We start from the raw sequence: 13,246 nt of genomic DNA, 5'->3' as shown, positions 1-13,246 counted from the left end.
CCAGCGAGCTTTGTCCGGATCAGGCCGTCGGCCACACTGACCTCATGCGCATCACTCCCCGTCGTCTCGCCACGGGCATGAGCCTGTGGGTCCCCAATCTGTTCAGCGGCATCCGCATCCGCCGCTTCAGCGAGGACTGGACGCACGCTACGGTCGAGCTGCACATCAACGTGTTCACCCGCAATTACGTGAAGACGGCATTCGGCGGCTCGATGTCCGCGATGACGGACCCGTACTTCTTCATGCTCGTGATGCATCAGCTCGGCCGGGACTATGTCGTCTGGGACACCCGGGGCGAGATCGAGTTCGTCAAGCCCGGGCGCGGGGTGCTGACCGCCGAGTTCGAGGTCAGCCGCGAGCGGGCCGAGGAGATCCGCGAGCGGGCGAACGGCGGTGCGAAGGTGCTCGAGTGGTTCGAGACCGTCATCACCGACCGCGACGGAGACGTCGTCGCCAGAGTCCGCCGACAGGTCTACATCCGCGAGAAGCAGCGCGTCACCTCCGCTCGGGGCTGACGGCGACGGCGATACCGGACGTTCACCCGGACGTGCCACGATGACGGGATGCCCCTCGCCCGCCGCCTGACACTGGTCGACGCCGTCGCGATCGGTCTCGGTTCGATGATCGGCGCAGGCGTGTTCTCCGTGTGGGCACCGGCCATGGGAGTCGCCGGAAGCGGCATCCTGATCGCCCTGGCGATCGCCGCGATCGTCGCCTACTGCAACGCGACCGCCTCGGCGCAGCTCGCCGCCGCGCATCCTGTCGCCGGCGGCACCTACGCGTACGCCCGCGCCGAGATCGGCCCGTGGTGGGGATTCGTCGCCGGATGGAGCTTCGTGATCGGCAAGATCGCCAGCTGCGCGGCGATGGCCATGACCTTCGCCGCCTACGCCGCACCTGACGGCTGGCAGGTGCCGGTCGCCGTCGCTGCCGTCGTCGCTCTCGCGGCGGTCAACTGCTTCGGCGTGACGCGAACCGCCCTCGTCACGCGCATCCTCGTCGTGTGCTCGCTGCTCGGACTCGCCGTGGTGGTCGCGGTGGGCCTCGGCGGTTCCTCGTCTACCGCCCCGGCTCCCCTTCCGGATGCCTCCGCGTACGGGGTGCTGCAGGGCGCAGGCCTGCTCTTCTTCGCGTTCGCGGGATACGCGCGCATCGCGACGATGGGCGAAGAGGTCGTCGACCCCGCCCGGACGATCCCCCGGGCGATCGCCCTGGCCCTCGGCGGCACGGTCGTCGTCTACACGCTCGTCGCGATCACGGTCGTCGTCGTGCTCGGCGGCGACGCGGTCACGAGCACCACCCCTCTCGCCGATGTCGTAACGGCCTCGGGGTGGACGGCTCTCACTCCTGTCGTCCGCGTGGCCGCGGCCGCCGCCTCGCTCGGAGCTCTGCTCGCCCTCCTGACCGGCATCGGTCGCACCACACTGGCGATGGCCCGCGAAGAGGATCTGCCGCGCTTCCTCGCGAAGGTCGACGAGCGTTGGCACGTACCCCGTCGGGCCGAGATCACGATCGCGGTCATCATCGTGATGATCGTGCTCGTCGCCGATCTGCGCGACGCGATCGGCTTCTCCTCGTTCGGTGTACTGCTGTACTACCTCATCGCCAATGCGGCGGCATTCCGCCAGCGCACTGCGGCTCGCCGCTATCCGCGGGTGCTGCAGGTCGTCGGTGCGCTCGGGTGCCTCGTACTCGTGAACACGCTGCCGGTGGTGGCTTCGGTGGTGGGTACCGCGGTCGTGCTGGTCGGTGTGCTCTATCGGATGATCCGGCTGCGGCTCGCGCGCTGATCAGGGTGGCGCGGCAGCGCTCCGAACGTCCTGCGCGGAGGACGCCCGGTACGCGCGGGGCGCGATTCCGAGCACGTTCCGGAAGTCGCGGGTGAGATGGGCATGATCCGCGTACCCCAGGTCGGCGGCGAGATCCGCCAGATCGACCGATGGGTGCAGACGCAGGTGCTCCGCGGCCTCCTGCAGCCTGCGGCGCCGGATCATGGCGGCCGGCGACACTCCGACGTGACGATGGGCGAGGCGCTGCAGCGTGCGCAGCGAGACCGCGAGTCGGGTCGCGGCCTCCTCGACCGAGTCGGCCGCGCCCTCCTCCATGAGCACCTCGACCAGCGCGTTCGCATGCCTCGCACTGTCGTCGAGGGGTCCGACCCGACGAGCGAGCCACTCCGAGAACACCGCGACGGCGAGTTCGCGATGCCCCTCCCCCGACGCCATCGCAGCACTGACCCCGTCCGCGAGCTCGGGAGCGACGACCGGCTGCTCGGAATCGACGAGTGCGGCAGGGTCGTCGATGAGGGCCGCGACAGCTGCGGGTCGCAGCAGGGCGCCCACTGCCCAGCCCGTGCCGGTCAGCTCGCGATGCGAAGCCCGTGTCGTCGCCCCGGACAGACTCACGTCACCGTTCTCGACGACGAGGTTCAGCGCCGGGTAGCCGACGATCTCCTGGCGAGACGATCGAGCGGGCTCGATGCTCCACTCGGGGATCCAGAACCACACCGCGAGGTCCCGCGCGGCGGTCGCAGGCGGCAGACGATGGAAGTCCGGCAGCCGGGCCGGATACAGCACACCGCGGGTCGCACGCATCGCTAGCCGCCGGCGAGGATCGCCACTGTGACCCGCATGGCGGACACGATCGGTCCGAGGTCGTCGACGTCCATGCCTCGACCCTATGACCCCGGCGCACGATCGTGTCGCGCAAGTTCAAGCGCGCGTCTGCGACTGCTCCTTACTGTGGCTGCATGAGCACCGAGAACAGGACCGGCGTGACCGGCGATCACACGACGGACGGCCGACCGAACAGCGCGACCTCCCTCACTCCCTTCCTCGCGGTCCCCCGGGCGCGGGAGGCGATCGAGTTCTACCGGGACGTCTTCGGCGCTCGCGTCATCGATGTCACGGAGTTCGGCGGTGTCGTCGCCCATGCGGACCTCGACTTCGGGTTCGGCCACCTGCAGCTGGGCGAGCCGAGCCCCGACTATCATCTGGTTTCTGCGCCGTCGGGAGACGACGACTGCTACTCGATGGGACTCTATGTCTCGGACGTCGACGCCGTCGTCGAGCGTGCCGTCGCCGCGGGCGCAACCGTGCGCGAGGCTCCGTCGGCGTTCGTGTCGGGAGACCGATTCGCCAGCATCCGGGATCCGTTCGGCGTGCGATGGTCGGTGATGACCCGGGTCGAAGACCTCTCGGACGAGGAGAGCGCACGGCGGGTCGCCGACTGGGCGGCGTCCTTCAGTGCTGCCCCGTCTGACGGCGCGAGCTGAGCGCGGTCTCGGCAGCCCGACACGTGGCCGGGAGCAGTGCCTCCGCCGTGCGCCGATAGCCGAGCGGACTCGGGTGGAAGCGATCAAGGCTGAACATCGCCTCCGGATCGTCGAAGAACATCGGGCCGACGGCGCGGCGGAGGTCGACGGGGTGCGCGCCCTCGGCACGAGCGGTCTCGGCCTGAACCCTGGCGAGTCGACGGGACATGCTCGACATCAGGCGCCGCAGAGGCTGCGGTACCGGGCGGAGGGCTCCGAGATCGGGACAGGTGCCGACCACGACCTCCGCACCCCGAGCACGCAGCCGTCGGACGGCCTCCCGCAGGTGCTGCGTCGAGACGGCGACGGGGATGCGGTGCGTCACATCGTTGCCCCCGACCACGATCACGGCGACATGCGGGGCGTAGTCCTCGGGCAGCGCGTCGAGCTGGGCGGCGAGGTCGGGCGATTCGGACCCGACGACGGCGGCCGTGCGCAGATGGACCGGTCGTCGCATCCGTCGCGCCAGACCCTTGGCGAGTCGTCCGCCCAGTGTCTCCTTGCGCCGCTCGGCGCCGAGGCCCGCCGCCAGCGAGTCTCCGAGCACGAGCAGATCGATCGGCATGCCGTCGAGCGAACGACGCCAGACGCGGTCGGCGTCGATCGACTCCTCTCCGAGCGGCTTGCCGATGCGTCGACGCGCGATCGCGGCCTGTCGGGTGAGGACGACCCGGATTACGGCGGCGGCCACCGCGGTGGCGACACCCACCGCCGCGACGGCGACGAACGGCGGTCGGCTCATGTCCCGATTCGACCGGAACGGCGTGAACGCCGAGTGAACGGCATCCCCCGAACTCAGGAGAGGGGCTTGAGCTCCAGCTCCGAGGTTCCCGCCGAGACGGTCGCGAACTCCGTGTATCCGTCGGCGGCCGAGCGCTCGAGCAGGGCTTTGACGTTCTTCGTGCGCCGTTCCAGCCGCACTCGCGCCCCGGAGCCCACGAGACCCGCCTTGTGCATGACGAGCTCGGCGACCGGCACGTCGGCGTCGTGGATGAGCACGACGGCGCGCTCGCCGGCATCCGCGCCCGCCGTCACGAGGTCGACGAGGCGCTCGAAGCCCAGCGAGAACCCGACGGCAGGGACCTGCTGGCCGAGGAAGCGGCCGATCATGCCGTCATAGCGACCGCCGCCGCCGAGCGAGTACGACACCGAAGGGTGGGCCAGCTCGAAGATCGTGCCCGTGTAGTAGCCCATGCCGCGCACGAGGAACGGGTCGAAGACCAGCGGGATGTCGGTCGCGCCTCGGCCGGCGGCGACGGCCTCGCCGATCGCGACGAGGTGTCCGACGATCTCGTCCGGGGCACCGTCGGGAAGCGCCTTGCGGATCTGACGTTCGCCGAAGGGGTTGTACTCCATCGTCTGCGGGCGCAGGAGGAAGGCTTCGAACGCGTCGACGGCCGATGGCGCCGAACCGCGCTCGCGCAGCTCGGCGGCGACGCCGTCGGGCCCGATCTTGTCGAGCTTGTCGATCGTGATGAGGACCCCGGGACGTTCGTCGCCCGTGAAGCCGAAGCTGTCGAGCATCCAGTCCAGCGCACGGCGGTCGTTGATGCGCACGGTGGCGCCCTCGAGACCCAGTGCGTCGACCGCAGCGAGCGAGGCGACCATGAGCTCGGCCTCCGCGCGCGACGAGTCGTCGCCGATGATGTCGATGTCGCACTGCACGAACTGGCGGTAGCGCCCCTTCTGCGGTCGCTCAGCACGCCAGACCGGACCGATCTGGATCGCGCGGAACACACCGGGGAGCTGAGCGCGATTGCTCGCGTAGAAGCGCGCGAGCGGAACCGTGAGGTCGTATCGCAGACCGAGGTCGGCCAGGGCGCCCTGGTCGTCGGCGGCGTCGCGGATGGCATCCGCATCGAGGCCGCGGCGCAGCACGTTGTAGGCGAGCTTCTCGTTGTCGCCGCCGATGCCGGCGTGCAGTCGCGAGTACTCCTCGAGCGCCGGGGTCTCGATCTCGTCGAACCCGTGCGAGCGGTAACGATCACGGATCACGGAGAGGACGCGCTCGCGGCGAGCCTTGTCGGCGGGGAGGATGTCGCGCATTCCGCGCGGCGGGTTCACAGTAGCCACGCCTCCATCTTTCCAGGTCGGCGGGCCAGGCCGTGGACTCAGGCTTCGGATTCCGCCTCGCGGACCTCGGCCTCGACCGCTCGGAGCCGTTCGCGCAGCGCTCGTTCGGCATCCCAGCCCTCGGCGCGCGCGACCGCCACGAGGCGGAGAAGAGCGTCGCCGAGCTCTTCTTCCGAGGAGGGCGCCGGTCCAGCCCCGTCCGCATCGGTCCGGGCGACGACGACGCCGGCCCCCTCGGCTCGACCGGCGACCTTCTGTGCCAGCGCGAGCGCCGGCATACCGCGCGGGATCCCGTCGAGGACGCTGCGTCTCGCGCGTTTCTCCGCCGCCTTCGCGGCGTTCCAGTGCACCAGGACCTCTTCAGGGGTCGTCGCGACCTCGTCCGCGAAGACGTGAGGATGCCGCCGCACCATCTTCTCGGTGAGCGTGGCCGCGACATCGTCGATGTCGAACGGGTCGTCGGGGTCCTGCGCGGCGATCGCGGCGTGGAACAGCACCTGCCAGAGCAGGTCGCCGAGCTCCTCACGCAGGTCGGCCCGTGAGCCGTCCTCGACGGCGTCGATCACCTCGTGCGACTCCTCGATGAGATACGGCACGAGATCACGATGGGTGATCTGCTGCGACCAGACGCAGCGATCCCGGACCTCGCGCATCGTCTCGGCTGCGGCGCGCAGCGGGTCGCGGGCGGGCTCTGCACTCACCGGTCCTCCTTCGAACGCCACTCGGGTCGCCTCGCGGTCACGAGGTCACGGCGCCGCGTCGTCGGTACGTACGGGCGCGGAGTGACACGATCACACCCGAGAGCACGAGAGCCACGAGCGAGCCGACGAGCACACCGAGGATGGCCTGATCGCGGGTGCCGGCGTCGGCCGCGAAGGCGAGGTTGGCGAGCAGAAGCGAGACGGTGAAGCCGATGCCGCCCAGCGCGCCGGCGGCGAAGATGTCGGCGAACGGCAGGGCCGGCGCCGCGCCTCGGGGCCGGATCCGCATCGCGAGCCACCCGAACAGGGAGATGCCGATGATCTTTCCGACGGGCAGCGCCACGACGATCCCCCAGAAGGCGGGAGAGAGCTCCGACGGTGCGAGGGCGGGGATCACCACGAAGGCGGCGACGAACGCGAAGATCGGCAGGATCGCGCCGTTCACGGTCGGTTCGAGCACGTGCCTGGTGCGCGCGGCAGGAACGGGCGACATCACGAGCCCGAGCATCACGCCGGCGATGGTGGCGTGGATGCCCGACGAGGCCACCAGGCCCCAGGCGACGACGCCGACGATGATCATCGCGACGGCCACCGCCGGATGCCCCTTGGCGTGGAGCAGTCTGCTGAGCAGCCAGAACGCGACGACGGCGGCGACGGCGAGCGCGAGGAACAGCCACTGCACGTCGTGCGCGAAGAGGACCGCGATGAAGATGATGCCGATGATGTCGTCGAGGATCGCGAGCGCGAGCAGGAAGACGCGGACGTTCGACGGAAGCCCCCGTCCGAACATCGCGAGCACGCCGAGCGCGAAGGCGATGTCGGTCGCCGTCGGGATGGGCCAGCCCGTGGCGGTCGCGGAGTCGCCCGCGATGAGCAGATAGACAGCGATCGGCACCAGCACACCGCCGGCGGCGGCGATGGCCGGCTGCACGGCCTTGCTGGGCGAATCGAGCTCGCCGTGGGTGAGCTCGTGCCGCAGCTCGATCGCCACCACCAGGAAGAACACGGCGAGAAGACCGTCGGACACCCAGTGCTCGATCGAGAGGTCGAGCACTGTGCCGGGCACGGCGATGTGGAAGTCGAGCACCGCGGCGAGCGCATCATGCGAGGGAAGATTCGCCAGCAGGATGCCGAGCCCTGCCGCGACGAGGAGCAGGACAGCAGGGAACTGCTGGCCACGGAGAGGGTTCGCGGAGATGCGCATCGCCCCCATGGTAGTTGCGAGCGCCCCGCACGTCTCACATCGTCATGCGTTCAGAGCACGACCCCGACCCGGGATACTCTCGAACGGTGACCCCCGAACACGCCTTCCCCGAGCCCACTGACACCTCGGCCATCCGCATCATCGGCCGTTTCGAAGCGGGCCGCGGCATTCCGGATGCCATGCGCACCGACGTCAGAATGCTCGGCGCCCTTCTCGGCCAGGTACTGCGCGAAGCAGGCGGCGACGACCTCTTCGAGGACGTCGAGCGGCTGCGGCTGGCGACGATCCAGGCCTATGACGAAGAGACCTCCGACGCCTTCGATCGGGCGGCCGCGATCGCCGAGTCGTTCAGCATCGCGCGCGCCGACGAGGTCGCACGGGCGTTCACCTGCTACTTCCACCTCGTCAATCTCGCCGAGGAGCACCAGCGCGTGCGGGTGCTCCGCGAGCGCGCCGGCCAGCCGGGCCGCGAGGATGCGGCCGACACCGTCGCCACCGCCTATGCGCGTCTGAAGACGGAGGTCGGTGACGACGAGGCGCTCCGCCGTCTCGAGGGCCTGCGCTTCCACCCGGTGTTCACCGCCCACCCGACCGAGGCACGCCGTCGCGCGGTGTCGTCGAGCATCCGCCGCCTCTCCGAGCTCCTCACCCAGCACGACGCCGCGAGCGAGGGCGGGTCGGAGGAGCACCGGGCGCGCCGGAGGATGCTGGAGGAGATCGACACCCTCTGGCGCACCGCGCCGCTCCGCGCCGAGAAGCCCTCGCCGACCGACGAGGTGCGCACGGTCATGGGCGTGTTCGACGAGACCCTGTTCACCACCGTGCCGCACGTGTACCGGCGCATCGACGACGCACTCCGCGGCGACGACTCCGGCTCGAGCGCTCCGGTCGTGCCCGCGTTCGTGCGCATCGGGTCCTGGGTCGGCGGCGACCGCGACGGCAACCCGTTCGTGACCGCATCCGTCACCCGTGAGGCGTCGCAGATCGCGTCCGACCACGTGCTGCGCGGACTGGAGCGCGCACTCGAGCGCATCGGCCGCGCCCTCACGCTCGACGCCGAGGACACCCCTGCGAGCGCAGGAGTCACGGCTCTGTGGGAGGCCTTCGCCGCCGCTGAGCCGCGCGTCGCCGAGGAGCTGGGCGCCCGCTCCCCCGGTGAGCCGCACCGCCGCGTGCTGCTCACCCTCGCCCACCGTGTCGCGGCCACCCGCCGTGGCGAGGAGCAGCGCTACTCGCGCCCCGAAGACCTGCTCGACGACCTGCGCACGGTGCAGTCGTCGCTGGCGGATGCGGGCGCGAAGCGCCATGCGTTCGGCGGCGTGCAGCACCTCATCTGGCAGGTGGAGACCTACGGCTTCCATCTGACCGAGCTCGAGGTGCGTCAGCACTCGCAGGTGCATCGCAAGGCGCTCTCGGAGCTCTCCAGCGGCGACGCGATCAGCGTGCAGACCGAGGAGGTGCTCGAGGTCTTCCGCGTGATCGCCGAGATCCAGCGAGACCGCGGCCTGCGGGCTGCCGGCCGCTATGTCGTGTCGTTCACTCAGTCGGCGTCCGACCTCGCGAACGTGTATGCGCTCGCGAGGCACGCGCTGGGCGACGACGCCCCCGTGCTCGACGTCGTTCCCCTGTTCGAGACCTTCGCCGACCTGCAGGCGGCGCCTGCCATCCTCGCGGAGGCCGTGACGTTCCCGGAGTTCCAGGAACGCCTCGCCGCGACGGGCAACCGGCTCGAGGTCATGCTCGGCTACTCCGACTCGTCGAAGGACGTCGGCCCGGTCGCCGCGAACCTCGCCCTGTACGAGGCGCAGGAGAAGATCGCGCAGTGGGCCAAGGACTCCGACATCGAACTGACCCTGTTCCATGGTCGCGGCGGTGCTCTGGGCCGAGGCGGCGGACCCGCCAATTCGGCCATCCTCGCTCAGCCGCCGCACTCGGTCGACGGTCGCTTCAAGCTCACCGAGCAGGGCGAGGTCATCTTCGCGCGCTACGGCGAGCCTGCCATCGCGATGCGCCACATCGATCAGGTCGCCGCGGCGACGCTGCTCGCCTCGTCTCCGTCCGTCGAGAAGCACACGAGCGACGCCGCCGCACGCTTCGCCGACATCGCCGCCGTCATGGACACCTCGTCGCGCGAGCGATTCTTCTCGCTCGTCAAGGCGGAGGGTTTCGCCCCCTGGTTCGCCACGGTCACCCCTCTCGAGGAGATCGGCCTGCTCGCCCTGGGCTCCCGTCCGGCTCGACGCGGACTGTCGGTCGAGTCGCTGGAAGACCTGCGCGCGATCCCGTGGGTCTTCGCCTGGACCCAGGCCCGCATCAACCTCGCCGGCTGGTTCGGACTCGGAACCGCTCTCGCCGCCGTCGGCGATGAGGCCCGTCTCGCCGAGGCCTATCGCGACTGGCCGCTGCTGCGCACCATGATCGACAACGTCGCCATGAGCCTCGCGAAGACCGATGAGCGCATCGCCCGCCAGTACCTCGCCCTCGGCGATCGGGACGATCTCGCGCAGCTCGTGCTCGACGAGCTGTCGTTGACGCGCGAGTGGGTCATCCGTCTCACCGGCGGCGTGGGCCTGCTCGAGAACAAGCCGATCCTGCAGCGCGCCGTGCAGCTGCGCACTCCGTACGTCGACGCCCTGTCGCTGCTGCAGCTGCGCGCCCTCCGCGCACTGCGCGACCCGGCCGAGGCGACCGGCTCGGGTGCCGACGACGAGCAGCGGCGACTGCTGCTGCTCTCGGTGAGCGGCGTCGCGGCGGGCCTCCAGAACACCGGGTGACCCCCGCGTCGTCGTCCCCGAACAAGCGCATGCCGGTGTGAAGGTGCTCACCTCCGCGTGCCCGCTAGAGTGAAAACTTCGCCGTATCCGGCGCACCCTCACGCGACACGATCGCACGCAGCACCATCCCCCGATCAGAAAGCTCTTTCGCGTGACCTCTCCGTCTTCCGTCGACTTCCATCCGCTCGCCGACGACGTGCAGCCCGTGTTCGACACGGTGCTCGCCCGCAGCCCGCACGAGCCCGAGTTCCAGCAGGCCGTGCACGAGGTGCTGAACTCGATCGCACCGGTGCTCGCGCGCAACCCGCAGTACGTCGACGGCGGCATCCTCGAGCGTCTGGTGGAGCCGGAGCGGCAGATCCTGTTCCGCGTGCCGTGGGTCGACGATGCCGGGCGTCTGCAGGTCAACCGCGGCTACCGGATCCAGTTCTCCTCGGTGCTCGGACCGTACAAGGGCGGCCTGCGCTTCCACCCGTCGGTCAACCTGTCGATCATCAAGTTCCTCGGGTTCGAGCAGATCTTCAAGAACGCACTGACCGGCCAGGGCATCGGCGGCGGCAAGGGCGGATCCGACTTCGACCCGCACGGCAGGTCGGATGCCGAGATCATGCGCTTCTGCCAGTCGTTCATGAACGAGCTCTACCGTCACCTCGGCGAGCACACCGACGTCCCCGCCGGCGACATCGGCGTCGGCGGTCGCGAGATCGGCTACCTGTTCGGCCAGTACCGCAAGATCACCAACCGCCACGAGTCCGGCATGTTCACCGGCAAGGGCACCGGCTGGGGTGGCGCAGAGGTGCGCACCGAGGCGACCGGCTACGGCGCGGTGTTCTTCGCACAGGAGATGCTCGGCGTGCACAGCGACTCGCTCGACGGCAAGCGCGTCGGCGTCTCGGGCTCGGGCAACGTCGCGATCTATGCGATCCAGAAGGCATCCCAGCTCGGCGCGACCGCCGTCACGGCATCCGACTCGTCGGGGTACGTCGTCGACGACGCCGGCATCGACGTCGACCTGCTGCGCCAGATCAAGGAGGTCGAGCGCGCGCGCATCGTCGAGTACGCCCACCGTCGCCCCGGCGCCCGATTCATCGAAGGCGGCAGCGTCTGGGAGGTCCCGGTCGACATCGCCGTGCCGTCGGCGACCCAGAACGAACTCGATCTCCACGCCGCCGAGACCCTGATCGCCAACGGCGTGCGAGCGGTCTCGGAGGGCGCGAACATGCCCTGCGTCCCCGCTGCCGTCGATGCGTTCCAGAGCGCCGGAGTCCTCTTCGCGCCGGGCAAGGCCGCGAACGCGGGAGGCGTCGCCACCTCCGCTCTCGAGATGAGCCAGAACGCGTCTCGCCAGCGGTGGAGCTTCGACGCGAGCGAGAACAAGCTGCGCGAGATCATGGCGGACATCCACCGCGCCGCGTTCGACGCCGCGGAGCGCTACGACGTGGCCGGCGACTATGTCGCCGGGGCGAACATCGCGGGCTTCGAGCGCGTCGCGGGCGCAATGCTCGCCCAGGGCGTGATCTGACCGGAGTCGCACCCACTGCGCACGACACAAGAGCCGCCTCCCTCCCGGGCAGGCGGCTCTTGCGCGTTCTCGACGCCTGAGGTCCTCAGTTCTCGTCGACCGGCACCTTCACGACCTTGTTGAACCCGGTCACCGCCTGGTTCTCATCGAACGCGACCACCTTCTTGCGGAACCCCTTCGTGATCACGGCGAGGTAGATCAGGCCGAGAGCGGTCCAGATGAGTCCCCCTGTCAGGGCGTCGGAGTGCAGGTTCACCCACAGCAGACCCGTGAGGAGCATGCCGATGCCCGGCATCACGATGTACGAGAAGATGTCGCGCGGTGTGTGGCGCCGCCCCTTGCGCACGGCGAACCAGGCGATCACCGAGATGTTGACGAAGGTGAACGCGATCAGGGCGCCGTAGTTGATCCACGCCGCGATCAGCTCGAGGGTGAACGGGATCGCGAGCAGCGAGATCGCGCCGACCAGCACGACGTTGAAGGTGGGCGTGTGGGTGCGCGGGTTGATGTAGCCGAAGGCCTTCTGCGGAAGGACGTTGTTGCGACCCATCACGAGCAGCATCCGCGAGACGGATGCGTGCGAGGCGAGACCCGAGGCGAGCGTGGCGCAGAAGCCCGCGGCGGTCAGCACGGCCATGAGCACGTTGCCCCCGACGAGGTTTCCGATGATCGGCAGCGTCGAATCCTCGACGTACTGCATGTCGCCACCGGGTGCGAACTCGTTCCAGTCGGGGAAGCGCAGCTGCGTGACGTACGCGGCGACGAGGAAGATCGCGCCGCCGAGCAGCACGGTCAGCAGGATCGCCTTGGGCATCGTCTTCGGATCCTTCGCCTCCTCGGCGTACATCGTCACGGCGTCGAACCCGATGAACGAGAAGCAGACGATCGTCGCGCCCATGAGCACCGCGCCGATCGTCGCACCGTCGTGGATGAAGGGCGCGGCCGATGCGATCGTGCCCGCTCCTTCGCCGCGCATCAGCTGCGCGACGACCATGACGACGAACACGACCATCACGACGATCGAGAACACGAGCAGGATCATGTTCATGTTCGAGGTGCCGCGCATCGTCATGTAGATGATGCTCGTGACGAGGATGCAGTACAGCACGACCCAGATCCAGCCGGGGATGTCGGGGAAGAGCGCTTCGAGGTAGCTGCGGATGATGAGGCAGTTGACCATCGGGAGCAGCACATAGTCGATGAGCGAGGTCCAGCCGACCATGAACCCGAGGTTCGGGTGGATCGACTCGCGGACGTACGTGTACGCAGACCCGGCGCTCGGGATGGCGCGGGAGATCTTGCCGTAGCTGATGGCGGTGAACACCATCACGACGAGGGCGACGAGGTAGGCCGCGGGGACGACGTTGTCGGTGTCGCGAGCCACCATGCCGAACGTGTCGAAGACGACGGTCGGTGTCATGTAGCCGAGTCCGAGACCGACGATCGCCCAGAGGCCGAGATTGCGGCGGAGGGTTCCTCCGCCCTGCGCGAGCGGCTTCGTCTTGATGGGCGTGACCATGAGTACTCCTTCGGGAACAGCGCATGGGCCGGACTTCGGGCGGTCCGACACTGACGCTCAGTATGTACCCCGGAGATTCGTCAGCGGAAGAGCGGATCTGATTCGAAATACGCATTTAACATGCCGAGAACCGACTCGAT

The 13,246-nt window shown here is 69.3% G+C and carries 11 protein-coding genes; 5 read left to right on the top strand and 6 right to left on the bottom strand.

The genetic code is table 11. From position 1 onward, the window contains the following. Positions 1 to 44 precede the first annotated feature (44 nt). Both BEP68_RS04375 and BEP68_RS04370 read left to right on the top strand, forming a co-directional pair. Positions 45 to 515 (top strand): DUF4442 domain-containing protein, encoded by a 471-nt coding sequence (locus BEP68_RS04375; RefSeq protein ID WP_187249355.1) that lies wholly within the window; start codon positions 45 to 47, stop codon positions 513 to 515. A 48-nt stretch (positions 516 to 563) separates the two neighbouring features. Further along, on the top strand, positions 564 to 1,790 hold the full coding sequence (locus BEP68_RS04370; protein WP_187249354.1) for an APC family permease: 1,227 nt from the start codon (positions 564 to 566) through the stop codon (positions 1,788 to 1,790). Here the strand turns inward: BEP68_RS04370 and BEP68_RS04365 are convergent, their stop codons facing one another. Further along, positions 1,791 to 2,594 (bottom strand): AraC family transcriptional regulator, encoded by an 804-nt coding sequence (locus tag BEP68_RS04365; protein ID WP_187249353.1) that lies wholly within the window; start codon positions 2,592 to 2,594, stop codon positions 1,791 to 1,793. A gap of 155 nt (positions 2,595 to 2,749) precedes the next feature. Between BEP68_RS04365 and BEP68_RS04360 the strand changes: the two genes are divergently transcribed. Continuing rightward, entirely contained in the window at positions 2,750 to 3,274 is a 525-nt protein-coding gene (locus BEP68_RS04360) for a VOC family protein (RefSeq protein ID WP_187249352.1), read from the top strand. Here BEP68_RS04360 and BEP68_RS04355 read toward each other — a convergent pair. The 4 genes from BEP68_RS04355 to BEP68_RS04340 form a co-directional block, all read right to left on the bottom strand. Beyond that, positions 3,243 to 4,055: an SGNH/GDSL hydrolase family protein gene (locus BEP68_RS04355; RefSeq protein WP_187249351.1), complete on the bottom strand. Its 813-nt coding sequence runs from the start codon at positions 4,053 to 4,055 to the stop codon at positions 3,243 to 3,245. The genes BEP68_RS04360 and BEP68_RS04355 overlap by 32 nt on opposite strands. A gap of 53 nt (positions 4,056 to 4,108) precedes the next feature. Then, on the bottom strand, positions 4,109 to 5,359 hold the full coding sequence (locus tag BEP68_RS04350; RefSeq protein WP_222839175.1) for a histidine--tRNA ligase: 1,251 nt from the start codon (positions 5,357 to 5,359) through the stop codon (positions 4,109 to 4,111). Between the two features lie 65 nt (positions 5,360 to 5,424). After that, positions 5,425 to 6,039: a MazG family protein gene (locus BEP68_RS04345; RefSeq protein WP_187249591.1), complete on the bottom strand. Its 615-nt coding sequence runs from the start codon at positions 6,037 to 6,039 to the stop codon at positions 5,425 to 5,427. 85 nt (positions 6,040 to 6,124) lie between these two features. Then, positions 6,125 to 7,291, bottom strand: a complete 1,167-nt coding sequence (locus BEP68_RS04340; protein ID WP_187249349.1) for a Na+/H+ antiporter NhaA — start codon at positions 7,289 to 7,291, stop codon at positions 6,125 to 6,127. An 86-nt stretch (positions 7,292 to 7,377) separates the two neighbouring features. Here BEP68_RS04340 and BEP68_RS04335 point away from each other — a divergent pair, with 86 nt between their 5' ends. Beyond that, positions 7,378 to 10,065 carry a phosphoenolpyruvate carboxylase gene (locus BEP68_RS04335; protein WP_315985270.1) on the top strand — a complete coding sequence of 896 codons (2,688 nt, stop codon included), beginning with the start codon at positions 7,378 to 7,380 and terminating at the stop codon, positions 10,063 to 10,065. Between the two features lie 151 nt (positions 10,066 to 10,216). Next, on the top strand, positions 10,217 to 11,587 hold the full coding sequence (gene gdhA, locus BEP68_RS04330) for an NADP-specific glutamate dehydrogenase (protein WP_056277909.1): 1,371 nt from the start codon (positions 10,217 to 10,219) through the stop codon (positions 11,585 to 11,587). Between the two features lie 85 nt (positions 11,588 to 11,672). On the opposite strand, the gene BEP68_RS04325 is transcribed toward gdhA, so the two are convergent. Further along, a complete protein-coding gene (locus BEP68_RS04325; RefSeq protein ID WP_187249347.1) occupies positions 11,673 to 13,106 on the bottom strand; it encodes an APC family permease in 1,434 nt (477 codons plus the stop codon). Positions 13,107 to 13,246: the final 140 nt, after the last annotated feature.

The sequence above is a fragment of the Microbacterium sp. 4-7 genome, from assembly GCF_014332665.1.
Classification (GTDB): Bacteria; Actinomycetota; Actinomycetes; order Actinomycetales; family Microbacteriaceae; genus Microbacterium.
The sequence above is the reverse complement of the archived record's forward strand: the minus strand, read 5'-3'. Positions and strand labels throughout refer to the sequence as shown.